This is a genomic window from Amycolatopsis sp. NBC_01286, from assembly GCF_035982555.1.
GTDB lineage: Bacteria > Actinomycetota > Actinomycetes > Mycobacteriales > Pseudonocardiaceae > Amycolatopsis.
The window spans coordinates 1,592,285-1,613,481 of the sequence record NZ_CP108428.1; the positions used below are offsets into that span (position 1 = coordinate 1,592,285).

At 69.9% G+C, this 21,197-nt stretch carries 28 protein-coding genes; 3 read left to right on the forward strand and 25 right to left on the reverse strand.

Annotation, left to right across the window (positions count from 1 at the left end):
• Positions 1-17: 17 nt before the first annotated feature.
• Positions 18-1,646: a S8 family serine peptidase gene (locus OG570_RS07530; protein ID WP_326956068.1), complete on the forward strand. Its 1,629-nt coding sequence runs from the start codon at positions 18-20 to the stop codon at positions 1,644-1,646.
• Between the two features lie 9 nt (positions 1,647-1,655).
• Here OG570_RS07530 and OG570_RS07535 read toward each other — a convergent pair whose 3' ends face one another.
• The 3 genes from OG570_RS07535 to eccB form a co-directional block, all read right to left on the reverse strand.
• On the reverse strand, positions 1,656-2,753 hold the full coding sequence (locus tag OG570_RS07535; RefSeq protein ID WP_326959922.1) for a WXG100 family type VII secretion target: 1,098 nt from the start codon (positions 2,751-2,753) through the stop codon (positions 1,656-1,658).
• A complete protein-coding gene (locus OG570_RS07540) occupies positions 2,753-3,070 on the reverse strand; it encodes a hypothetical protein (RefSeq protein WP_326956069.1) in 318 nt (105 codons plus the stop codon). Before OG570_RS07540 ends, OG570_RS07535 begins: the two co-directional genes overlap by 1 nt.
• Positions 3,071-3,136: 66 nt before the next feature.
• Positions 3,137-4,774: a type VII secretion protein EccB gene (eccB, locus tag OG570_RS07545; protein ID WP_326956070.1), complete on the reverse strand. Its 1,638-nt coding sequence runs from the start codon at positions 4,772-4,774 to the stop codon at positions 3,137-3,139.
• 591 nt (positions 4,775-5,365) lie between these two features.
• Here eccB and eccE point away from each other — a divergent pair.
• Both eccE and OG570_RS07555 read left to right on the forward strand, forming a co-directional pair.
• Complete coding sequence (gene eccE, locus OG570_RS07550) at positions 5,366-6,601, forward strand: type VII secretion protein EccE (RefSeq protein WP_326946024.1); 1,236 nt, start codon at positions 5,366-5,368, stop codon at positions 6,599-6,601.
• A complete protein-coding gene (locus OG570_RS07555) occupies positions 6,598-7,317 on the forward strand; it encodes a hypothetical protein (protein ID WP_247060552.1) in 720 nt (239 codons plus the stop codon). Before eccE ends, OG570_RS07555 begins: the two co-directional genes overlap by 4 nt.
• Positions 7,318-7,469: 152 nt before the next feature.
• Here the strand turns inward: OG570_RS07555 and truA are convergent, their stop codons facing one another.
• From truA to OG570_RS07665, 22 genes are all read right to left on the reverse strand, one after another.
• A complete protein-coding gene (truA, locus tag OG570_RS07560) occupies positions 7,470-8,300 on the reverse strand; it encodes a tRNA pseudouridine(38-40) synthase TruA (RefSeq protein ID WP_326959924.1) in 831 nt (276 codons plus the stop codon).
• 65 nt (positions 8,301-8,365) lie between these two features.
• Entirely contained in the window at positions 8,366-9,043 is a 678-nt protein-coding gene (gene rplQ / locus OG570_RS07565; RefSeq protein WP_442788253.1) for a 50S ribosomal protein L17, sunset domain variant, read from the reverse strand.
• 44 nt (positions 9,044-9,087) lie between these two features.
• Complete coding sequence (locus OG570_RS07570) at positions 9,088-10,158, reverse strand: DNA-directed RNA polymerase subunit alpha (RefSeq protein ID WP_004558887.1); 1,071 nt, start codon at positions 10,156-10,158, stop codon at positions 9,088-9,090.
• A 106-nt stretch (positions 10,159-10,264) separates the two neighbouring features.
• Positions 10,265-10,870, reverse strand: coding sequence for a 30S ribosomal protein S4 (rpsD, locus tag OG570_RS07575; RefSeq protein ID WP_247060548.1), 606 nt, complete (start codon positions 10,868-10,870; stop codon positions 10,265-10,267).
• Positions 10,871-10,893: 23 nt separating this feature from the next.
• Positions 10,894-11,301 carry a 30S ribosomal protein S11 gene (rpsK, locus tag OG570_RS07580; protein WP_247060546.1) on the reverse strand — a complete coding sequence of 136 codons (408 nt, stop codon included), beginning with the start codon at positions 11,299-11,301 and terminating at the stop codon, positions 10,894-10,896.
• 18 nt (positions 11,302-11,319) lie between these two features.
• Positions 11,320-11,505: a hypothetical protein gene (locus OG570_RS07585; protein WP_020643221.1), complete on the reverse strand. Its 186-nt coding sequence runs from the start codon at positions 11,503-11,505 to the stop codon at positions 11,320-11,322.
• Positions 11,502-11,882, reverse strand: a complete 381-nt coding sequence (gene rpsM, locus OG570_RS07590) for a 30S ribosomal protein S13 (RefSeq protein ID WP_004558883.1) — start codon at positions 11,880-11,882, stop codon at positions 11,502-11,504. Before rpsM ends, OG570_RS07585 begins: the two co-directional genes overlap by 4 nt.
• A 205-nt stretch (positions 11,883-12,087) precedes the next feature.
• Positions 12,088-12,201: a 50S ribosomal protein L36 gene (gene rpmJ, locus OG570_RS07595; RefSeq protein ID WP_004558882.1), complete on the reverse strand. Its 114-nt coding sequence runs from the start codon at positions 12,199-12,201 to the stop codon at positions 12,088-12,090.
• 34 nt (positions 12,202-12,235) lie between these two features.
• The gene (gene infA, locus OG570_RS07600; RefSeq protein ID WP_004558881.1) at positions 12,236-12,457 is read right to left on the reverse strand and encodes a translation initiation factor IF-1; all 222 of its coding nucleotides are present in this window, start codon (positions 12,455-12,457) and stop codon (positions 12,236-12,238) included.
• Between the two features lie 267 nt (positions 12,458-12,724).
• Positions 12,725-13,501, reverse strand: a complete 777-nt coding sequence (gene map, locus OG570_RS07605; RefSeq protein WP_326956071.1) for a type I methionyl aminopeptidase — start codon at positions 13,499-13,501, stop codon at positions 12,725-12,727.
• Between the two features lie 44 nt (positions 13,502-13,545).
• Positions 13,546-14,100 carry an adenylate kinase gene (locus OG570_RS07610; protein ID WP_247060543.1) on the reverse strand — a complete coding sequence of 185 codons (555 nt, stop codon included), beginning with the start codon at positions 14,098-14,100 and terminating at the stop codon, positions 13,546-13,548.
• Entirely contained in the window at positions 14,097-15,404 is a 1,308-nt protein-coding gene (gene secY, locus OG570_RS07615; RefSeq protein ID WP_247060542.1) for a preprotein translocase subunit SecY, read from the reverse strand. The genes OG570_RS07610 and secY overlap by 4 nt, the downstream gene beginning before the upstream one ends.
• Positions 15,405-15,689: 285 nt before the next feature.
• Positions 15,690-16,349 carry a LysE family translocator gene (locus OG570_RS07620; protein ID WP_326956072.1) on the reverse strand — a complete coding sequence of 220 codons (660 nt, stop codon included), beginning with the start codon at positions 16,347-16,349 and terminating at the stop codon, positions 15,690-15,692.
• A gap of 21 nt (positions 16,350-16,370) precedes the next feature.
• Positions 16,371-17,165 (reverse strand): hypothetical protein, encoded by a 795-nt coding sequence (locus OG570_RS07625; protein ID WP_326956073.1) that lies wholly within the window; start codon positions 17,163-17,165, stop codon positions 16,371-16,373.
• Positions 17,166-17,457: 292 nt separating this feature from the next.
• Positions 17,458-18,126, reverse strand: a complete 669-nt coding sequence (locus OG570_RS07630) for a hypothetical protein (RefSeq protein ID WP_326956074.1) — start codon at positions 18,124-18,126, stop codon at positions 17,458-17,460.
• 116 nt (positions 18,127-18,242) lie between these two features.
• Positions 18,243-18,689 (reverse strand): 50S ribosomal protein L15, encoded by a 447-nt coding sequence (gene rplO / locus OG570_RS07635; RefSeq protein ID WP_326956075.1) that lies wholly within the window; start codon positions 18,687-18,689, stop codon positions 18,243-18,245.
• Complete coding sequence (rpmD, locus tag OG570_RS07640) at positions 18,686-18,871, reverse strand: 50S ribosomal protein L30 (protein WP_247060536.1); 186 nt, start codon at positions 18,869-18,871, stop codon at positions 18,686-18,688. The genes rplO and rpmD overlap by 4 nt, the downstream gene beginning before the upstream one ends.
• A 1-nt stretch (position 18,872) precedes the next feature.
• Positions 18,873-19,520 carry a 30S ribosomal protein S5 gene (gene rpsE / locus OG570_RS07645; protein WP_247060534.1) on the reverse strand — a complete coding sequence of 216 codons (648 nt, stop codon included), beginning with the start codon at positions 19,518-19,520 and terminating at the stop codon, positions 18,873-18,875.
• 37 nt (positions 19,521-19,557) lie between these two features.
• Positions 19,558-19,956, reverse strand: a complete 399-nt coding sequence (gene rplR / locus OG570_RS07650) for a 50S ribosomal protein L18 (RefSeq protein WP_247060532.1) — start codon at positions 19,954-19,956, stop codon at positions 19,558-19,560.
• 2 nt (positions 19,957-19,958) lie between these two features.
• Positions 19,959-20,498: a 50S ribosomal protein L6 gene (gene rplF, locus OG570_RS07655; protein WP_247060530.1), complete on the reverse strand. Its 540-nt coding sequence runs from the start codon at positions 20,496-20,498 to the stop codon at positions 19,959-19,961.
• 16 nt (positions 20,499-20,514) lie between these two features.
• The gene (gene rpsH / locus OG570_RS07660; RefSeq protein WP_247060528.1) at positions 20,515-20,913 is read right to left on the reverse strand and encodes a 30S ribosomal protein S8; all 399 of its coding nucleotides are present in this window, start codon (positions 20,911-20,913) and stop codon (positions 20,515-20,517) included.
• Between the two features lie 98 nt (positions 20,914-21,011).
• Positions 21,012-21,197 (reverse strand): type Z 30S ribosomal protein S14, encoded by a 186-nt coding sequence (locus OG570_RS07665; RefSeq protein ID WP_020643210.1) that lies wholly within the window; start codon positions 21,195-21,197, stop codon positions 21,012-21,014.

Here is a 21,197-nt window from a genome sequence, read left to right on the forward strand (position 1 = left end):
GATCGGGTGAATCTCGGATGGCTGCAGGACGCCGCTTCGGCGCGACCCGGCGAACGACCACGGCGTTGCTGGCCGGCACCATCGGCGTGCTCGCGCCGCTCGGCGTCGCGCTGCCGGTGTGGGCGCAGACGGCCCCGGCGGACGGCTACTACGCGACCCCGCCGCCGGTCGACGACAGCAAGCTGATCCCGGACGAGCGCAAGCCGGACAAGGCGTACAAGCCGACGAAGGGCTGTGTCCAGCGCGCCGTCCTCGGGCAGAACATCGTGCTCAAGACCCGGCCGTGGGGCCAGGACTACCTGCAGATCGCCAAAGCGCAGGAGATCGTCAAGGCGGCCACCGGCAGCGCCGGAGGCGGCATCCGGGTCGCGGTGATCGACACCGGCGTGACCCGGCACCCGTGGTTCCAGAACCGGCTCGAGTCCGGCGGGGAGTACGTGGCGAAACCGTCGAAGGGACAGCCCGACGGTCTCGAGGATTGCGACGGGCACGGCACGGAGGTCGCCGGGATCATCGCGGGCAAGCCGGACGACCCGGAGGTCGGGTTCGTCGGCGTCGCCCCGGACTCGACGATCGTGTCCTACCGCCAGCTGAGCGAGAACTACGAGCCCGACACGACTCCCCCGTCGTCGACCCCGCCGGCCAGCAGCAGCGGTACCCCGTCGTCGAGCACGAACCCGCCGTCCGGCTCCGAGAGCTCGCTCCCCCCGAGCGGCAACGGAGGTGGCAGCGGCGGCGGCGATGGTGATGGGACCACCCCCGGGCAGACCAACGGTGGCCGCCAGCTGGAGAAGCCCGGCACCGCGGGCACCCTCAAGACGCTGGCCGAGATCATCCACGGGATCGCCCAGCGGCACGAAGCCAGTGTCATCAACATGTCGGTCGACAACTGCCGCACCGCGACGGGGTCGATCACCGAAGGCGAACAGCAGGTTCAGGCGGCCGTGCACTTCGCGGCGTCGCAGAACATCGTCGTCATCGCCGCCGCGGGCAACGCGACGGACACCTGCCTGCAGAACGACCAGGCGGACACCCGCAAGCCCAAGACGATCGTCACGCCGCCGTGGTTCGCCGACGACGTGCTGTCCGTGGGCGCGATCGACGAGACCGGCAGCGTGGCGCCGTTCAGCGTGCACGGACCCTGGGTGGGCGTCGCGGCACCCGGCACGAAGATCATCTCCCTGGACCCCGCCGAGGGGTCGGCGGGACTGGCGAACCTGACGTTCGAAAGCGGCGACAAAGCCAGCGAAATCCAGGGTACGAGCTTTGCGGCACCCTACGTCGCCGGCTTGGCGGCGCTGGTCCGGGCGAAGTACCCCGACCTCGACGCGAAGCAGGTCGTCAACCGGATCAAGGAGACGTCCCAGCACCCGGCCGCCCCCGGCGGGCGCGACACGTTCGTCGGCGCCGGCGTGATCGACCCGGTGGCGGCGCTGACGCAGAGCCTGCCGTCGGAGGTCGGGGTCGTGGCGTCGGACCCGGGCCCGCAGATGGCCCAGCTCCCCCCGGCCAACGACCGCAGCTCGACCCCGATGATCGTGGCCCTGGCCGGTACCGGTGGTGGTCTGGTGGCCCTGCTGATCACGCTCTTCGTGATGCGCACGATCCGCCGCAACCGCCCGGAGCCCACCGGCCCGGTGCGCTGACCGCCGGAGCTACTGCGCGGGCGGCTTGGGCTTCGGCGTCGTCTCGTCCTCGCCGATCACCGGTGGGGCGACCAGGTCCGGCTCGCCGAGCAGCTCCGACGACTTGATCATCGGCCGGTTCTTCGACGGGCGGCGAGCCTGGCCGCCGCCTCCGCCGAAGCCGCCGATGCCCATCATCGGCATCATCGGCATGCCCGACGCGCTGTGGTCCGCGGTGTCCGCCGCGACCGGGGCGACCGGCGCCTGCGGGACGGCCGCGTCCGCGGGCCGGCCGGAGTCGGTGTGCTTGCTGTCCTCCGCCGACGACGCCGTCATGACCTCGTCGGAGTCCGAGCCCGAATCCGAACCGGTCGAACCCGTCGAAGAAACCGCCGTCGCGCCGGATTCCGTGTCCTGCAACCGAAACCGGTCCTGCGGGTACCGGTGGTTGATCTCGACGCTCCGGGTGACGACGTCGGGGTCGTCGACCCCGTCGCACAGCCGGTCGAACGCCTCCAGGACGTCGCGCGCGGTCTCGTACAGCCCCTTCGCCGACTCCTGCGTCTCCCGCAGCTGCGTCCGCGCCCGCCGGGTGCCGCCGCTGGGGAGCGTCATCGACTCCGACACCAGCTCCGCCGCGTCCACCAGCACTTCGACGAGGTCGACGACGACGTGGCGCAGGGTCGTCACCAGGTCGTCGAGGGCGCCGGCGAGGACGGTCAGCGCTTCCTGGAGGTCGCCGCCCGCGGCACCGATCTCGCGGATGTACGCGACGAACGCGTCCGCGTCCCGGCCTTCCCAGCCGCCGTCCAGGCGGCCGAGCCGGTCGTCGAGCCGGGCGGACACCTCGGCCGCCGCGGCGGCCGCCCGGCGCAACCGGCCGGCCTCGGCACCGAGGTCGCCCCAGCGGCCGATCAGCGGGCGGAAGTACGTCTCGACGGGGTCGATCAGCCCGAGCTGCCCCGAAAGGTCGGTGAGGTACGACAGGTACGGCTCGGCCGCGGCGGCGATGTCGTCGCCCGCCGCTTCCGGCCCGAAGGTGATGGCGGGTGCCGCCGCGGGGACGGCCGTCCGCTTGGCCAGGGGGTGCGGGATGGAAGCGGTGGACGCTTCCGGTTCGGCGAACATCATTCGAGCCTCCCGGCGCGCTTGATCAGCTCCGCGGCCTGGGCGTCGTGGTCGCTGTGGCGCACCGTGACGTGCCGCAGCGCCTCCGCGGCCGACCGCAGCGCCTCGGCGCCGTCGGCCAGCTGCTGCCGCAACGCCCCGGCCGCGCGGCCGTACGACGCACCTAGGCCGATCTGCGCCCCCAGGGCGCCGTAGGACTCGTCGGAAACGCCTTCGCCGCCCACCTCGGCCGCCGCCGAATCCAGGTCGGCTGCGGCCTCCTCAGCCGTCTTGGCGTACTCGGCGACGACAACGCCGTCCATCCTCAAGCCGGCCACGGCACCTCCGCTCGCGAAAAGACCATCCGAGCGTGTGTGACGCGCAGAGCGGCCCGATGGTTCCGCTCAGCTGCCCGGCTGCGGGCCGGGCGTCGGGAACGAGCCGGCGTTCGGGTCGATCGGCACGGAGTCGAACTCCCGCAGGACGTCCTGCGTGTTCAGCGAAGCACCGGTCGGCAGCAGGCCGATGATCGACTCCGGCGCCGGTTGCCGGTTGTTCAGGCCGATCGCGTCCGCGGTCGCGGCGTCCGGGACGCTGTAGCGGATGCCGCGGTCGGAGATCAGCTGGATCGAGCCCTTGCCGAAGCTCGCCTTGCCGGTGGCGGACTGGACGACCGCGCCGAACCCGGGCTGCAGGTAGAACCCGTTGACCGGCACGCGGTTCGGGCCGGGCGTGGTGACCTTGATCGTGCTGAACTTGTCGCCGTGGCTGTTCTGGCCCGGCAGCTGGGTGTCGATGTACACCGAGGTGTGGGCGTCGCGGTTGTCGCCTTCGCCGACCACGGACCAGCCGAGGCACGAGACCGCCGAGTTCTTCGTCGCGTCGAGGACCGTCGGGACCGTGCGCGGGAAGTCGTCGACCTTGATGTAGTCCGGGTCGGTGGGCTGCAGGACGCGGACGCCGGACAGCTTGTCGAGGCCGAGGATCTGGATCCGGCTCGCGCTGCCGTGCTTCGCGACGCGGATGACGTCGGCGACCGCGTTCGACACCTGCTGGATGCCGCCCGTGGTGATGGCCCAGTACTGCGGCTGGGCACCGGTCGGCTGCGTGGAGAAGACGTCGCCCGCGGACAGGCCGTCGAAGTCGGCCGGCGCGTTGCCGTCCGCGATCACCGGCGGGGTCAGGCGCGCGACCTCGGGGATGGCGTTCAGCAGCCCCTGCGTGATCTTCCGCGGTTTCTGGTTCAGCTGCAGGGCCGTCGAGACCGCGTTGTGCGAGTCGCCGGTGTCGATCTCGGCGCGCACGGTGTTGGCGTTGGGGCGGTTCTGCGTGCTCGGCAGGCGGTAGATCAGGTACGTCTTGCCGTTGTCCGCCGCCGCGAGCAACGCTTCCTTGTCCCCCAGTTCGGTACCGAGGGCGCTCGGCGCGATTCCGCCGAAGACGTAGGTGTTGGTCTTGTTCACGCTGTCGGGCTGCGGCAGCGAAGGATCGAGCTGAACCTGGTCGCAGACGGCCCAATTCGCGGAAGTCCGCTGCGAATCCCCCGGAATCAGTTGCGGGCCGTCGGGAATTCCGGTCAGTTTTCCGCGCGGGATGTTCTTCAGCTGTTCATCGGAAACGACCGTGGGATTCTTCACAGCGGCCGGGCTCGCCGCGGCCGCCGGCGCCGCCACGCTGTTGCCGCCGGCCGCCCCGGACGACTGCTTCGACTGGGCGAGCAGCAACAACCGCGCGGACGCGAGGTTGAAGGTCGGGACGAGCATCTTCGGGTTGCCCATCACCACGTAGACCGTGCCGGACTGCTCACCGATCACGATGCCGCCGGCCTCGGGCACCGACGGCGCCGGGCTGAGCAGGCCCCAGACGACGAACACGATGGCGCCGAGAGCGCCGAGCACAACACCGACGATCGTGGCCCTCGTGTGGGTGCGCATCGGGTCGTGCAGCATCACGGCATCACGCCGGACCAGTGCCGACTGCATCCGGCGCAGGACGAACTTGTACGCCTGAACCTGAGACTTAGTCGTGGGTGTTGATGGCATTCTCGACCTACAGCTCTCCCCGTCGCGGTACGGTTCCGCAGGATAGCCGTACGGGGACCGTCTGGTGTGGGGTTTCTACCAACTCAAGCTAGTGTCGGACTCCCCGGGACCCGGCTTCCGGGTACGCAGCAAGCACGAGGGGAAGAGAAAGCGCGGATGTCCGTCACCAACCCTCCACGTCCGCCTGGCCCGCCCGGGCCCCCGCCGCCCGGTCAGGGACGCCCCGGCCCGCCGCCTCGTCCGGGCAGACCGACCGGCCCCAACGTCCTTCCCGGTGGCCCTGGCGGACCCGGCGGGGTGCCGGGTGGCCCCGGTGGCGGACCCGGCGGCCCCCAGGGGCCCGGTGGTGGCCCCGGCGGACCCCCTCGCGGCCCCGGCGGACCCGGTCCCGGCCCTGGTGGCCCCGGCGGACCGGGTCGTCCCGGTCCCGGTGGCCCGGGCGGACCCGGTGGACCCGGCGGCCCGGGAGGTCCCGGTGGGCCTGGCGGACCCGGTGGACCAGGTGGACCGGGTGGACCCAGCGGTCCCGGCGGACCCCAGGGGCCCGGTGACTCCGACGGCCCGGCCAGTACCCCGGCCGGCGCGACCCGGATGGCCCCGCCCGCGCGGCGCCGGTCCTCGGGTGTGAACCTCGGCCCGCTCCCCGTGGCGAACCTCGTCGTGCTCGAGGTCGGTCTCGCGGTCGGGCTGGTGCTGCTCGCCATCGACATGTCGTTGAAGTACGTGGGGATCGGCATCCTCGCGGCCGCCCTGATCGTCGCGCTGCTGCGCTGGCGCGGCCGCTGGTTCACCCAGTGGGTCGGCCTGACGATGCGGTACTCCTTCCGGTCCCACGACCGCGTCGCCGAGCCGCTGCCGCCGAGCAGCGTCGAGGCGATGGCGGCCGAGGAGACCGCGGTGACCGGCGCGGACGACGCCCGCGTGAACCTGCTCCGCATCGCCGTCCCGGACCTCGTCGTCGCGCACGGCGTCGACCACGAGCGCCAGCAGGTCGGGCTCGCCTGGCACGACGGTTCTTGGACGGCCGTGCTGCTCGTCGAGCCCACCCCGGCGATGATCACCCAGGCCGGTGACGCGCCGAGCCTGCCGCTCGCGGCGCTCGCCCCGTGCCTGGAGGACCGCGGCGTGGTCCTCGACTCCATCCAGATGATCTGGCACTGCTACCCGGGCAGCGCGGCGCTGCCGTCGGACTCGCCCGCGCTGAGCTCCTACATGGAGGTGCTCGGCCCGCTGCCCGCGGCGGCGCGGCGGACGACGTGGGTCGCGATCCGGCTGGACCCGAAGCGCTGCCCGGCGGCGATCCGGGAGCGCGGCGGCGGCGTCGTCGGCGCCCACCGCGCGCTGATCGGCGCGCTTTCCCGCGTGCGCAACGCCTTGGAGTCCCAAGGCGTCCCGACCCGGCCGCTCGACCCGGACGAACTGCTGCGCGCGAGCATTTCCGCCGCGGAGCTGACGTCGGTCGCCGGCTCGCCGGACAAGGTGATGCTGCAGGAGCGGTGGTCCGGCGTGACCGCGGCCGGCATCGGCCACGCGAGCTACGCGATCACCGGCTGGCCGAAGGGCAAGATCACCGGCAGCCTCAACGCGCTGACGAGCGTCCGCGCGCTGTCGGCGACGGTCGCGATGTCCATCTCACCGGCGTCGGACGAGGGCAAGATCGGCCTGCGCGGAGTGGTCCGGCTCAGCGCGCGCAACCCGCGTGAGCTCGACGCCGCCGACCAGCGGCTGCACGGCCTGTCCGAGCGGCTGGGCGTGGTTCTGACGCCGCTGCGCGGGCTGCAGGTCTCCGCGCTCGCCGCCACGTTGCCGATCGGAGGTACGGCATGACTTCCCGTCTCCGCGACGCCGGGCAGAACACCGGTGTGGCGCCGGAGTTCACCGTGGACCCCGCGATGCTCGACGCGATCAGCCCGTCGGGTGACCGCGGCGGCATCGTGCTCGGCTCGGGCCTCAAGGGCGAGCCGTTGACGATCTCGGCCCTGCGCTCGACGCCGACCCGCATCGTGCTGGTGGGCGGGCTGTACCTGGCCCGCCAGGTGGCGATGCGCGCGATGGCCGTCGGCGCGTGGGTCGTGGTGGCCACGGGCCGTCCGACCGAGTGGCAGGTGCTGTCCCGCGCGGCCGGCAGCCGCGACGGCCGGCCGTCCCCGCTGGTCCAGATCCGCCGGCTGTCCCCGGTCGAGCTGCCCCGCCCGTCGGAGGACGCCCCGCTGCTGGTGGTCACCGACGGCGGCCCGACTCCGCAGGACCTGTTCCCGCCGAGGTCGCCGTGGCAGACGACGATCTACGTCCTCCCGTACCTGCACCCCCAGGCGGGCGCGACGGCGAACGCGGCGGACCTGGTGCTGATGCAGCGCCTCCCCGCCGGCCAGGCCGAGCTGGCGGCCCGCATCTGGCGCCTGCCGCCGCAGATGATGCGCCAGCTGACGACGTTGAAGGACGACCAGGTGGTAGCCCTGGGCCGCAACTTGTGGCGACCGCTGAGGCTGGTGACGACGGGCAAGGAACAGCAGCTCCTGGGCCCAGTCCGCCGCGGCGACTGAGGTTCCGCTCTCAGGAACGCCGTGAGGGGCACCTTCAGGGACTCAGCTTCCCTGAAGGTGCCCCTCACGGCGTTCCTGCACCAAGCGCTATCTGAAAGCCGTGAATGCCACATTGAGGGACTCTGGGTCCCTCAATGTGGCATTCACGGCTTTCAGGGCGAGGTGCGGACGTTGCGCGTTTGCTCGGCTCGGGCGGCCAGTTCGGTGTCCGGCGGATAGTCGACCGCTGTGAGGGTCAGGCCGTGGGCCGGGGCCACCGCGCTGTCGCGGACGCCGCTCGCCAGGACCTCGCCCGGCCAGCTCGGCCCGCGGCGGCCGTCGCCCACCAGGAGGAGGGCTCCGACCAGGCTGCGGACCATCGAGTGGCAGAACGCGTCCGCGGAGACCTCGACCTCCAGCAGGTGCTCGTCCACCCGGCGCCAGACCAGGCGCTGCAGCTCGCGGATCGTCGTGCCCGTGTCGCGCTGCTTGCAGTACGCCGCGAAGTCCTGCAGGCCCAGCAGCGCCGAAGCCGCGGCGTTCATCGCGTCCGTCGACAGTGGACGGTTCCAGGCCAGCGTGTCGTTGCGGCGCAACGGGTCCACGCCCCAGGGGGCGTCCGAGACGCGGTAGCGGTAGTGGCGGCGGACCGCCGAGAACCGGGCGTCGAAACCCACCGGGGCCACGCGGGCGCCCAGGACGCGCACGTCGCCCGGCAGGAGGCGGTTCCAGCGCCCGGCCATCCGCGTCAGGTCCGGGATGCCCGCGGCCGAGACCGGGACCCGGCTCGACGCCGAAGGGGCCAGCGGCACGACGTCGACGTGCACCACCTGGCCGGCCGCGTGCACCCCGGCGTCCGTGCGGCCCGCCACGACCACCGACTTGGGCACCGAGGCGCCCGGCGGCTGGCGCTGCAGGGCCTCCTCCAGCTCCGCCTGGACCGTGCGGCGGCCCGGCTGGCGGGCCCAGCCCGAGAAGTCCGTGCCGTCGTAGGAGACGTCCAGGCGCAGACGAACGAGCCCGCCGTCCCCAGTGGGGATGGCGGGCTCGTTCGGAACGGCTTCCGTCGTCAGGACTCGTCGTCCTGCTGCGACGGCGGCAGCGAGAAGCCCGCGGCTTCCGCGGCTTCGGCGGTGGCGAACCACACCTCGGCCTTGGTCTGCTCGTAGTACGGGCTTTCCTCGGTGTGGTAGTACTTCGACTCGTCGTTGCCCTTGATCGGGAAGCCCTCGGGCTGCGTCCCGTCCTCGAGCGGCGCGTGGCTGCCCTCACCGTAGGGAGCCTCCGAAGCGGCTTCCTCGGCGGCCGGGGCGGCCTCGACAGCGGCGGCCGGCTTCTCGTCCTTGGCGAACTTGGTCTTGCGCGCGCGCTCGGCCTCGCTCGTCACGGTCTTCTCGTTCACCAGCTCGATGACGGCCATCTTGGCGTTGTCGCCCTTGCGGGCCATCGTCTTGGTGATCCGGGTGTAACCACCGGGACGCTCCGCGAAGTGCGGACCGATCTCGGCGAACAGCTTGTGGACGACGTCCTTGTCACGGACGACGCGCTGAACCTGACGGCGGTTGTGCAGGTCGCCCCGCTTCGCCTTCGAGATCAGCTTCTCGGCCAGCGGGCGGACCCGCTTCGCCTTCGCCTCGGTGGTGGTGATCTTGCCGTGCTCGAACAGCTGCGTGGCCAAGTTGGCCAGGATCAGCCGCTCGTGCGCGGCTGATCCGCCGAGCCGGGCTCCCTTGGTAGGGGTGGGCATTGGTTCTCCTACTAGTTCAGCTCGCAGCGTCCAGGCACAGAGCCCTAGAGCTGCTCGGTCTCTGCGTAGTCCTGGCCATCGTCGTGGCCGTCCGAAATCCCGTCGGCGATGCCACCGACACCCTCCGACCAGCCTTCACCGTCGTAGCTGGCGGCAGCCGCGGTCGGGTCGAACCCGGGCGGGCTGTCCTTCAGCGCGAGGCCGAGACCGACGAGCTTCAGCTTGACCTCGTCGATCGACTTGGCGCCGAAGTTGCGGATGTCGAGCAGGTCCGCCTCGGAGCGCGAGACCAGCTCGCCCACCGTGTGGATGCCCTCGCGCTTGAGGCAGTTGTACGACCGGACGGTGAGGTCCAGGTCCTCGATCGGCATCGCGTAGGCGGCGATGGTGTCCGCTTCCTGCGGCGACGGGCCGATCTCGATGCCCTCGGCGTCGACGTTCAGCTCGCGGGCGAGACCGAACAGCTCCACCAGCGTCTTGCCGGCCGACGCGACCGCGTCGCGCGGCGTGATCGACGGCTTGGTCTCGACGTCCAGGATCAGCTTGTCGAAGTCGGTGCGCTGCTCGACACGGGTGGCCTCGACCTTGTAGGTCACCTTCAGCACCGGCGAGTAGATCGAGTCGACCGGGATCCGGCCGATCTCCGCGCCCGCCTGCTTGTTCTGCAGGGCCGGAACGTAACCGCGGCCGCGCTCGACGACGAGCTCGATCTCGAGCTTGCCCTTGCCGTTCAGCGACGCGATGTGCAGGTCCGGGTTGTGCACGGTGACGCCGGCCGGCGGCACGATGTCGGCCGCGGTGACCTCACCGGGGCCCTGCTTGCGCAGGTACATGGTGACCGGCTCGTCCTCTTCCGAGGACACCACGAGCTCCTTGAGGTTCAGGATGATGTCGGTGACGTCTTCCTTCACCCCCGGAACGGTGGTGAACTCGTGCAGCACGCCGTCGATGCGGATGCTCGTCACGGCCGCGCCCGGGATGGACGACAGCAGTGTGCGCCGCAGCGAGTTGCCGAGGGTGTAACCGAAGCCGGGCTCCAGCGGTTCGATGGTGAACCGGGAACGGGTCTCGTTGACCGTCTCTTCGCCGAGAGCCGGCCGCTGGGAAATCAGCATTCTTCCTTGTTCCTTTCCAGACGACGCCCGCCATATGACGTCGAAGGGATGGCGAGGCGGCGGCGCACTGTGGGCGCCGCCGCCCGTAACCGGCCCGGAAGCCGGATTACTTCGAGTAAAGCTCGACGATCAGCTGTTCCTGAACCGGAACGTCGATCTGCGCACGCTCCGGCAGCTGGTGGACCAGCACGCGGAGGTTCGACGAAACGACCTGCAGCCACGCCGGGATCGGGCGGTCGCCGTAGGACTCCTTGGCCACGACCAGGGGCAGCATCGTGAACGACTTCGGCCGCACGTCGATGATGTCCCACTTCGAGACCTGGTAGGACGGGACGTTGACCTTGACGCCGTTGACCAGGAAGTGGCCGTGGCTCACCAGCTGACGCGCCTGACGGCGGGTGCGGGCGATGCCGGCGCGGTAGATCACGTTGTCCAGACGGGACTCGAGGATCTGCAGCAGGTTCTCACCGGTCTTACCCGGACGCCGGACGGCTTCCTTGTAGTACCGGACGAACTGGCGCTCGAGAACGCCGTAGGTGTAGCGAGCCTTCTGCTTCTCCTGCGACTGCAGGAGGTACTCGGACTCCTTGATGCGCCCGCGGCCGTGCTGGCCCGGCGGGTAGGGGCGACGCTCGAAAGCCTGGTCGCCGCCGATGAGGTCAACCTTGAGGCGACGCGAAATACGCGTCGCGGGGCCGGTGTAACGAGCCATTTCTTCTTACTCCTCCCCGTTCCTCAGACCCGGCGCCGCTTGGGCGGGCGGCAGCCGTTGTGAGGCTGCGGGGTCACGTCCTGGATGGTGCCGACCTCGAGGCCGGCCGCCTGCAGCGAGCGGATCGCCGTCTCGCGGCCCGAACCCGGGCCCTTCACGAAGACGTCGACCTTCTTCATGCCGTGCTCAGCAGCCTTGCGGGCGGCGTTCTCGGCGGCCATCTGCGCGGCGAACGGGGTGGACTTGCGCGAGCCCTTGAAGCCCACGTGTCCACTCGACGCCCACGCGATCACGGCACCGGTCGGGTCCGTGATCGAGACGATGGTGTTGTTGAAGGTGCTCTTGATGTGCGCGTGACCGTGCGCGACATTCTTCTTTTCCTTGCGGCGGACCTTCTTGGTCCCCGCCGCGGTACGAGACTTCGGTGGCATGTTCTGAGGGTTCTCCTGTTAGCGCGCGTTCTCTTGGTGAGCGGCGACCGCTTCGGCCTGTCCGCGCCGGATGATCGAACCGGCGTCGGTGTACAGGTTGCGGAGCGCCATCGGGCGGGCGTAGAGCGCCTTGGGCGAGACACAGGCCGAGCCGCGACGCTGAGCGCCGCCCATCTGCACGACCTTCTTGCCCTGGACGCTCACTTCTTGCCAGCCTTCTTCTTGCCGGCGACCGTCTTCTTCGGACCCTTGCGGGTACGGGCGTTGGTCTTCGTGCGCTGACCGCGGACGGGCAGTCCGCGACGCCAGCGAAGGCCCTCGTAGCACCCGATCTCGATCTTCCGACGGATGTCGGCGTTCACCTCGCGGCGAAGGTCACCCTCGACCTTGAAGTTCTCTTCGATGTACGTACGCAGCTTCGCGAGGTCGTCATCGCTGAGGTCCTTGACGCGGGTGTCCGCGTTGAGCTCGGCAGCCTTGATGAGCTGCTTCGAGCGGGTACGGCCGATGCCGTAGATGTAGGTAAGCGCGATCTCCAACCGCTTTTCGCGGGGGAGGTCTACGCCAGCGAGTCGTGCCATTGGCGTTGATGCTCCTTCTTAGAATTCATCCTCAGGTCTGCTCCCCGTCCGGTTCCGGGACCGACTCGCCTGTCGTGCCCTCGGCTCGCGCTTCGGGTGTCCCGGCCCCGGCCTGAAGTCCGGGGGTGAACCGGATCACTCGCGTGACCCGGCAGGTGCGGGGAGGTTGTGTAGCCGTCAATCCACTCTGGTCGAGTGCGGGCGATCAGCCCTGCCGCTGCTTGTGCCGCAGGTTTTCGCAGATCACCATGATCCGGCCGTGACGGCGGATCACCTTGCACTTGTCGCAGATCTTCTTGACGCTCGGCTGGACCTTCACGTCTTCTGCTCTCCTGCTTCTGAGCTGCTCGTGATCACTTGTAGCGGTAGACGATGCGACCACGAGAGAGGTCGTAGGGCGAGAGCTCCACGACAACCCTGTCCTCGGGCAGGATGCGGATGTAGTGCTGCCGCATCTTGCCGCTGATGTGTGCCAGGACCTTGTGACCGTTCTCCAACTCGACGCGGAACATCGCGTTGGGGAGCGGCTCGACTACGCGGCCTTCGACCTCGATGGCCCCGTCTTTCTTCGCCATGTCCTCCGCATTTCCTTGTCAGCATTGCCTGTCGCTACACAGAGTGATCAGATGAGCACGAGTGCCTGTCTGGTGTGCAACGTCGGCACACTCGTGCCCGAGTCCCAGTACCGTGAATTCACGAACGCGCAGGATCCGGGCGCGATAAGTGCGCCGACTTGACAGTGTACGCAACCCGTGTCGCGACCCCCAAACCGGGGGTAACCATGCTAGAAGAAGGCGCAGGTCGCCGTGCGGATGATCAACACCGACGGGTGAACGCGCAGGTCAGGCGTCTTCCGGAGCCGTAAGCACCCACGGGCCGTCTTCGGTGATCGCCACCGTGTGCTCCCAGTGGGCCGCGCGGGAGCCGTCGGCCGTGACGACCGTCCAGCCGTCGTCCAGCTCGCGGGTCTCGCCGCCACCGCCGGTGAGCATCGGCTCGATCGCCAGGGCCATGCCGGGCTTCAGCCGCGGGCCCTTGCCCGGCTTGCCGACGTTCGGCAGGAACGGATCCATGTGCATCTGGCGGCCGATGCCGTGACCGCCGTACTCGACGATCATCCCGTAGTCGATGCCGTCGTCCTTGGCCGCGCGCTCGGCGGCCGACTGGACGGCGTAGGAGATGTCAGTGAGCCGGCCGCCGGCGTTGACCGCCTCGATCCCGGCCCACATCGCCGCTTCGGTCGCCGCGGACAGCGCCAGGTCGGCCTTCGCGACTTCCCCGATGGCCAGCGTGACGGCGGAGTCGCCGTGCCAGCCGTCGAGGATCGCGCCGCAGTCGACCGAGATCAGGTCACCGTCGGCGAGGACCTGGGTCTTCGCCGGGATGCCGTGGACGATCTGCTCGTTCACCGACGCGCAGATCGACGCCGGGAAACCGTGGTAGCCCTTGAACGACGGCACCGCGCCGGCGTCCCGGATGGTCTGCTCGGCGAGCTCGTCGAGCTCGGCGGTGCTGACCCCCGGGACCGCGGCGGCGCGGACGGCGGCGAGCGTACGAGCGACGACGAGCCCCGCGGCCCGCATCGACTGCAGCTCGCCCGGGGTCTTGACCTCGATCATGCGCCCACGCCGGAGCACTTGCAGAACACGCAATCCTCCGAGATTCACGTGCGGTCGCGCAGCGCTTTCAGCACGCGGTCCGAGATCTCCTCGACACTGCCGACGCCGTCGACGGTCACCAGGATGCCGGCGTAGTACTCGAGCAGCGGCGCGGTGTCCGACACGTAGATCTGCTGACGGCGGCGGATGACGTCTTCGGTGTCGTCCGCGCGGCCCCGCGACATGAGGCGGCCGACGACGACGTCCTCCGGCACCTGCAGCTGGATCACCGCGGTGAGGGAAGCGTCCGCCTCGCCGAGGATCTCGCCGAGGACCTCGGCCTGCTTGGTGTTGCGGGGGAAGCCGTCGAGCAGGAAGCCGGCCTTCGCGTCCGGCTCCGCGAGCCGCTCGCGGACCATCTCGTTCGTCACCGAGTCGGGCACGAGCTCGCCCGAGTCCAGGTAGCGCTTGGCTTCCTGGCCGAGCGGGGTCTCCTGGCCGACGTGGGCGCGGAACAGGTCGCCGGTCGAGATGTGCGGGATCCGCAACTGCTCGGACAGCGCCACCGCCTGCGTACCTTTGCCCGCGCCGGGCGGACCCACGAGAACCAGCCGCGTCACTTCAAGAACCCTTCGTAGTTGCGCTGCATCAGCTGGCTTTCGATCTGCTTCACGGTGTCGAGCCCGACACCGACCATGATCAGCACAGCCGTGCCACCGAACGGGAAGTTCTGGTTGTTCCCGCTACCGGTCAACGACAGGAAGAAGTTCGGGAGGATCGCGATGATACCGAGGTACAGCGAGCCCGGCAGGGTGATCCGGCCGAGCACGTAGCTCAGGTACTCCGCGGTCGGCCGGCCCGGGCGGATGCCCGGGATGAACCCGCCGAACTTCTTCATCTCATCCGCACGCTCGTCCACGTTGAACGTGATCGTGATGTAGAAGTACGTGAAGAAGATGATCAGGGCGAAGTACAGCGCGATGTGCACCCAGCTGGACTGGTTCACGATGTAGTTCTTGATGAAGACCTGCCAGCCGGAGTTGGCGTTCTGGTCGCCGACGAGGCGGCTGATCAGGTCCGGCAGGTACAGCAGGGAAGACGCGAAGATGACCGGGATGACGCCGGCCTGGTTCACCTTGATCGGCAGGTAGGTCGACGTGCCGCCGTACATCCGGCGGCCGATCATGCGCTTGGCGTACTGCACCGGGATCCGGCGCTGCCCCTGCTCGACGAAGATGACGCTGGCGATGATCACCAAGCCGAAGACGCAGACGATCGTCAGGCCGAGACCACCCGCGTTGCTGAGGATGTTGCCGCCCTCGACCGGGATGCGCGCGGCGATGTTCAGGAAGATCAGGACGGACATGCCGTTGCCGACACCGCGTTCGGTGATCAGCTCACCCAGCCACATCATGACGGCGGTGCCCGCGGTCATGGTGATGACGATGATCGCCAGCGAGTAGACGCTGTTGTCCGGGATGATCGGCGAGTCGCAGTCCGGGAAGAGCTGCTTGCGGTCCGCGAGCGCGACCACACCCGTGGCCTGCAGGATCGCCAGCGCGACCGTCAGGTACCGGGTGTACTGGGTCAGCTTGCCCTGGCCGGACTGCCCTTCCTTCTTCAGCTCCTCGAACCGAGGGATGACGACGGTCAGCAGCTGGATGATGATGCTCGCCGTGATGTACGGCATGATGCCGGTCGAGAAGAGCGACAACTGCAGCAGCGCACCACCGCTGAACAGGTTCAGCAGCTGGTAGACGCCCTCCTGCTGCGCCTGGGAGCTGCACGCCTGAACGGCTCCGTACGAGATCCCGGGGGCCGGAATGGTCGCACCGATTCGGTAGACCGCGACGATGGCTAGCGTGAACAGGATCTTCTTGCGTAGATCCGGCGTCGCGAGAGCCGAGCGGAAGGCGCTGAGCACGCGGGGGACCTCCTCGGCGTCGTCGGCTGTCCTAACCGACGATCGGCTTGGCCGGCACGGGTGGCCGGCGGGAACACAGCACTACTGGCACGCAAGCCAGGAACGCTTCGGGGCACACTCGTCCCGAAGCGTGTCGCCGACTCTAACAGCTTCACAGGGCGTGTCCGCAGTGCGTGTGCGTTTTCCGTACCAAGGTTGCTCCGGCGGGTTGATCCACTTCGGCGACTTGGCTGTATTCCTTGACACACCGGGCCGTGATCATGGTGGATCCGGGCCCTTTCCGGCTCAGGAACCGGCCGTCGCGAGGACGCCGGCGAGGCCGACCAGGACCACTCCGGTGCCGCGGTCCACGTTGCGCCGCGCGCGCGGCGACGGCTTGATCGACTTCACCGCGGCGCCGACGCCGACGTAGGCCGAGCCGGCCAGGAACTCGGCCAGCAGGTACACCCCGCCCAGCAGCGCGATCTGCGCCGGAAAGGGCCCGTGAGCTGGCTCGATGAACTGCGGGACGAAGGCGGTGAAGATGAGGATGGCCTTCGGGTTCGTGATCGCGACGCCGAACTCCTTGCGCGCGACCCGCCACGCGGACATCGGCACGGCGGGCTGCTCGGCCGCTTCGGCGTCGTCGCCGGCGTCGTCACGACGGCGGATCGTGGACCACAGCAGGCGCGATCCGAGCCACAGCAGGTAGGCGGCCCCGGCCCACTTGATGATCGTGAGCGCGGTTTCGGAGGCGGCGAGCAGCTGCCCGAGCCCGGCCGCCACGGCCGTGATCAACAGCGTGAACGCGACCAGCCTGCCGACCAGTCCGGCGAGCCCGCGGCGAACACCGTGCGTCATGCCGTGGTGCAGACCGAGCAGGTTGTTCGCCCCTGGCGTAAGCGCGACGAGCACCGACGCGCCGAAGAAGACCAGTACCTGCACGACGACCACCTCCACGTCCACCGTAACGACGGCGGCGAGCGGTTAACGGCGCTCAGGATCCTCCGGCGGCAGCACGGTGATGGCGATGCCGGAGGGCGGGGTGGGCGTGTCCGCGTAGGCGGCGCCGGGGTCCGCCCAGGCCGGGCTCGGCTCGGCGGGCGTCAGGTGGCCCAGCACCGCGGACGCGGCGGCGAGGACGACACCGATGATCAGCGACCACAGACCGAGGCCGAGGCTGACGTCCAGGCCTTCGTCGCCGAGACCGGAGGAGAACCCGAAGGCGCTCATCCCGATGGTGGCGGCGACGCCGGCGGCGAAGCTCGCCCCGATCACGGTGAGCCGGGCACCAAGCCGGCCGGACCGTCTCGTGAAGCTGAAGACCGCCGCGGCCGCCAGCACCGCGACCGCGATCACGATCGGGATCCCGACGGGCGCCGCGGGCTGGTCGATCGAGTAGTTGCCCTCCGCGGAGACCTGGCTGCTCCAGGCGGACTGGGTGAAGACCAGCTTGGGGGTGAAGAAGGTCTGCTGGGGTGTCACGTGCTGCTCGATCCGGAGCAGCGGCAGGAAGCTCGCGCCGAGGACCAGCAACGTCCCGAGCACCACGAGGAGCGGCGCGAGCACCCGCGGCGGTCCGGTGGCCGGTTTCGGGGACTCCGGAGCGGGCGTCTCGGCCGGTGCCGAGGGCGCGGCCGGCGGCGAGCCGGGCAGGATCGCGACCGGGACCGGCTCGGTGGGCGGGCTTTGGCTGTCGGACAGCGAAAGCTGCGGTTGCGGCGCTCCGACCGGGAAGGCGCCGGCCGGTTCGGGCCGGGGCGCCTCGACGGGGAACGCCAAGGGCGACCCCTCCGCCGCCGGTCGCTCTGCCGGGGGCTTCACCGCCTCGGGATCGGCCGGGCCGAACAAGTCCCCCGTCGCGGACCCCGACGTCTCCACCGGGAAGGCCAGCGGCGACGCGGGGGCGTCCGGCTCCGCAGGCCGCGGTGACCCGGGACGCGCCGGTTCCGGCGTTCCGGACGGCTCCGCAGGCCGCGGCCCGTCGGACGGGTCTGGCGGGTTCGGGTCCTGCGGCGATCTGTCCACTCTGCGATCTTCCGCGCCGGATCCGGTATCGGCAAGAAACTCCGGTTCAGCGCCCCGGTCGCTCGGGCGGCGCTTCCGGCGGGAGGACCGTGATCGAGACCCCGTCGAGCGCCTGGACCGCCGGCATCGCGAACCCCGACGGCGGGGTGTCCGTGTCGGCGTAGGCCACCGCCGGGTCGGCCCAGTCCGCGCCGCGGTGGCCGGCCGCGCGGTGGGTCAGCACCGCCGCGGCCGCGGCCACCAGCGTGCCGCCGATGAGGAGCCACATGCCCGGCTCGGTGGTCAGGTCGATGCTGCCGTAGTCCGCACGCGCCCCCTGGCCGAGGCCGACCACCTCGATGGTGAGGACGACGCCGGCGGCGAAGACCACGCCCACCTGGCCCAGCCACCCGCCCAGGCGCCGGCGGGCCAGGAGGAGGCTCGTCGCGGCGGCGAGCAGCACCACCATCACGATGATCGGGAAGCCGAAGGGCGCGCTGGGCCGGGCGAGGGACTCCTGCGCGGTGAACTCGATCCGGGTCCCCCACGCCGACGTCGTGATGACGGCCATGGCGCCGGCCTGCAGCTGGGAAAGCGGGTACACGGCGCGGAAGAGCGGCAGGAACAGCCCGCCGGCCATGAGCACGGTGGCCAGCGCGTAGAGCCCAGGTGCGAGGAGAGCCCGCTTCCGCCGCGGCGTCGTGGCGGGCGGCGGGGGCTGCTGAGGGGTGTCCACTCGCCGATCTTCCAGGCGAAATGCCCGGTGGGCAAGGCTGCCGCACGCGGGCGCGGAAACGCCGAAGGCCCGCCTGGCTGGGCCAGGCGGGCCTTCGGTCAGTACTGCGAACGAGCTCAGTTGGTGGTGACGGAGCCACCGGCCGCTTCGAGCTTCTCCTTGGCGGAGCCGGAGAAACCGTCGGCGGTCACGTCGAGCTTGACGCCGTCGACGTCACCGTTGCCGAGCACCTTGACGAGCTTGCCCTTGCGGACGAGACCCTTGGAGACGAGCTCCTCGGCGCCGACCTTGCCACCGTCCGGGAAGACGCGGGCGATGTCGCCCACGTTCACCGGCTGGTACTCGGTGCGGAAGCGGTTCTTGAAGCCGCGAAGCTTCGGGAGCCGCATGTGGATGGGCATCTGCCCACCCTCGAAGCCGGCGGGCACGTTCTTCCGGGCCTTGGTGCCCTTGGTACCGCGACCGGCGGTCTTGCCCTTCGAACCCTCACCACGACCGACGCGCATCTTCTCGCGCTTGGCGCCCGGAGCCGGACGCAGGTGGTGGATCTTGATGGCCGTCATGCCTGGACCTCCTCGACCTCCACCAGGTGGCGGACGGTGTGGATCAGGCCGCGCACCTGGGGGGTGTCATCACGCACGACGCTCTGGCGGATCTTGCGCAGCCCGAGGGTGCGCAGCGACTCGCGGTGAGCGTGCTTCGTGCCGATCTTGCTCTTGATCTGGGTGACTTTGAGCTGAGTCATGTCAGGACCCCTGACCCGCGCGCTGGCGCAGCATCCGGGCCGGAGCGACGTCCTCGAGCGGGAGACCGCGGCGGGCCGCGACCTCTTCGGGACGCTGCAGACCCTTCAGGGCCGCCACAGTCGCGTGCACGATGTTGATCGCGTTGTCGGAGCCGAGCGACTTCGACAGCACGTCGTGAACGCCCGCGCACTCCAGCACCGCGCGCACCGGGCCACCGGCGATGACGCCGGTACCGGCGGAAGCCGGACGGAGCAGCACGACACCGGCGGCTTCCTCACCCGTGATCGGGTGGGGAATGGTGCCACCGACGCGGGGGACGCGGAAGAAGTTCTTCTTCGCTTCCTCGACGCCCTTGGCGATCGCCGCGGGAACTTCCTTGGCCTTGCCGTAGCCGACGCCGACCTGACCGTCACCGTCACCGACGACGACGAGGGCGGTGAAGCTGAAGCGACGACCACCCTTGACGACCTTGGCGACGCGGTTGATCGTCACGACCTTCTCGAGGTGCGGGGTCTTGTCCTGGCCGGCCCCGCCACGGCCGCTGTCGCGCCGGTCCCGGCCGCCACCGCGACGGTCATTGCGGTCGTTGCCGCCCTGCCCGCCGGGTCCGCCCTGTCCGCCGCCGAATTGCCGTGTACGTCCCGGCATCAGGCTGTCCCTTCTTGCTTCTGCAACTGCATGGTCGTCAGAACTCCAACCCCGCCTCACGGGCGGCGTCGGCGAGCGCGGCGATGCGGCCGTGGTAGGCGTTGCCCCCACGGTCGAACACCACAGCCGAGATCCCGGCGTTCTTGGCCCGGGCCGCGACGAGTTCCCCGACCTTGGCGGCCTTGGCCTTCTTGTCGCCGTCCAGCGCCCGCACGTCCGCCTCGAGGGTGGACGCCGACGCCAGCGTGTGGCCGGCGAGGTCGTCGATGACCTGCACGGCGATGTGCCGCGAAGACCGCTTGACGACCAGGCGCGGACGCTGTTCGGTGCCCGCGACCTTCTTGCGGAGCCGGAAGTGCCGACGGGTCTTCGCAACGCGGCGGCGGGTCGAGATGTCCTTGCCCACCGGCTTGCGCTTCGTAGTCGTGTCGCTCATGATCACTTACCCGTCTTTCCGACCTTGCGGCGGATCTTCTCACCCTCGTACCGCAGGCCCTTGCCCTTGTACGGGTCCGGGCGCCGCAGCTTGCGGATGACGGCCGAGATCTGGCCGACCTTCTGCTTGTCGATACCGGAGACCGAGAACCGGGTCGGGGTCTCCACCTTGAAGGTGATGCCTTCCGGGGCTTCGATCTTCACCGGGTGCGAGTAGCCCAGGGCGAACTCGAGGTCCGAGCCCTTGGCCTGCACGCGGTAACCGACACCGTGGATCTCGAGCTTCTTCTCGTAGCCGGCGGTGACGCCCACCACGAGGTTGTTCACGAGCGTGCGGGTGAGGCCGTGCATGGCCTTGCTGTAGCGCTCGTCGTCCGGGCGCTTGATCAGCAGGGTGCCTGCCTCGTCGCGCTCGACCGTGATCGGCTCGGCGATGATGTGTTCCAGGGTCCCCTTGGGGCCCTTGACGCTGATGCGCTGACCGTCGATGGTCACCTCGACCCCGGAGGGGACGGCGACCGGCAGCTTTCCGATGCGTGACATGTCTGTGCCCCCTTCCTTACCAGACGTAGGCGAGGACTTCGCCGCCCACGCTGTTTCGCTTGGCCTGACGGTCCGTCTGCAGCCCCGAAGACGTCGAGAGGATCGCGACGCCGAGGCCACCCAGAACGGACGGCAGTTCGGTCGATTTTGCGTAGACCCGCAGGCCGGGCTTGGACACGCGCCGGAGGCCGGCGATGCTGCGCTCACGGTTGGGGCCGTACTTGAGCTCGACGATCAGGTTCTTGTGCTTCTCGCCCGGCTCGTCGCGGTAGCTCGCGATGTAACCCTCGCGCTTGAGGATCTCCGCGATGTTCGCCTTGAGCTTCGAGTGGGGAAGCACGACCTCGTCGTGGTACGCCGAGTTCGCGTTACGCAGACGGGTCAAGAAGTCTGCGATCGGGTCGGTCATCGTCATGGTGACCTGTCAACCTTTCTCGCCTGGTTCCCCGCCACCCGGGAGTTCCGGGCAGCGGGGCCTGTGGCGAAGTGGGAGTTAAAGATAAAGAAACGCTTCTACCAGCTGGACTTGCGGACCCCGGGCAGCTCGCCCGCGTGCGCCATCTCGCGAAGGCAGATCCGGCAGAGCCCGAACTTGCGGAACACCGCGTGCGGGCGGCCGCACCGCTGGCAACGGGTGTAGCCGCGCACGGCGAACTTCGGCTTCTTCGAGGCCTTGTGGACCAGTGCTTTCTTGGCCAT

Bases quoted from the DNA above. Each gene is read 5' to 3' on its own strand.
- OG570_RS07530 (WP_326956068.1), top strand. From the start codon at position 18: ATGGCTGCAGGACGCCGCTTCGGCGCGACCCGGCGAACGACCACGGCG.
- OG570_RS07535 (WP_326959922.1), bottom strand. From the start codon at position 2,753: ATGTTCGCCGAACCGGAAGCGTCCACCGCTTCCATCCCGCACCCCCTG.
- eccB (WP_326956070.1), bottom strand. From the start codon at position 4,774: ATGCCATCAACACCCACGACTAAGTCTCAGGTTCAGGCGTACAAGTTC.
- eccE (WP_326946024.1), top strand. From the start codon at position 5,366: ATGGCCCCGCCCGCGCGGCGCCGGTCCTCGGGTGTGAACCTCGGCCCG.
- OG570_RS07555 (WP_247060552.1), top strand. From the start codon at position 6,598: ATGACTTCCCGTCTCCGCGACGCCGGGCAGAACACCGGTGTGGCGCCG.
- rplQ (WP_442788253.1), bottom strand. From the start codon at position 9,043: ATGCCCACCCCTACCAAGGGAGCCCGGCTCGGCGGATCAGCCGCGCAC.
- OG570_RS07570 (WP_004558887.1), bottom strand. From the start codon at position 10,158: ATGCTGATTTCCCAGCGGCCGGCTCTCGGCGAAGAGACGGTCAACGAG.
- rpsD (WP_247060548.1), bottom strand. From the start codon at position 10,870: ATGGCTCGTTACACCGGCCCCGCGACGCGTATTTCGCGTCGCCTCAAG.
- rpsK (WP_247060546.1), bottom strand. From the start codon at position 11,301: ATGCCACCGAAGTCTCGTACCGCGGCGGGGACCAAGAAGGTCCGCCGC.
- rpsM (WP_004558883.1), bottom strand. From the start codon at position 11,882: ATGGCACGACTCGCTGGCGTAGACCTCCCCCGCGAAAAGCGGTTGGAG.
- infA (WP_004558881.1), bottom strand. From the start codon at position 12,457: ATGGCGAAGAAAGACGGGGCCATCGAGGTCGAAGGCCGCGTAGTCGAG.
- map (WP_326956071.1), bottom strand. From the start codon at position 13,501: ATGATCGAGGTCAAGACCCCGGGCGAGCTGCAGTCGATGCGGGCCGCG.
- rplO (WP_326956075.1), bottom strand. From the start codon at position 18,689: ATGACGGCCATCAAGATCCACCACCTGCGTCCGGCTCCGGGCGCCAAG.
- rpmD (WP_247060536.1), bottom strand. From the start codon at position 18,871: ATGACTCAGCTCAAAGTCACCCAGATCAAGAGCAAGATCGGCACGAAG.
- rpsE (WP_247060534.1), bottom strand. From the start codon at position 19,520: ATGCCGGGACGTACACGGCAATTCGGCGGCGGACAGGGCGGACCCGGC.
- rplR (WP_247060532.1), bottom strand. From the start codon at position 19,956: ATGAGCGACACGACTACGAAGCGCAAGCCGGTGGGCAAGGACATCTCG.
- rplF (WP_247060530.1), bottom strand. From the start codon at position 20,498: ATGTCACGCATCGGAAAGCTGCCGGTCGCCGTCCCCTCCGGGGTCGAG.
- rpsH (WP_247060528.1), bottom strand. From the start codon at position 20,913: ATGACGATGACCGACCCGATCGCAGACTTCTTGACCCGTCTGCGTAAC.
- OG570_RS07665 (WP_020643210.1), bottom strand. From the start codon at position 21,197: ATGGCCAAGAAAGCACTGGTCCACAAGGCCTCGAAGAAGCCGAAGTTC.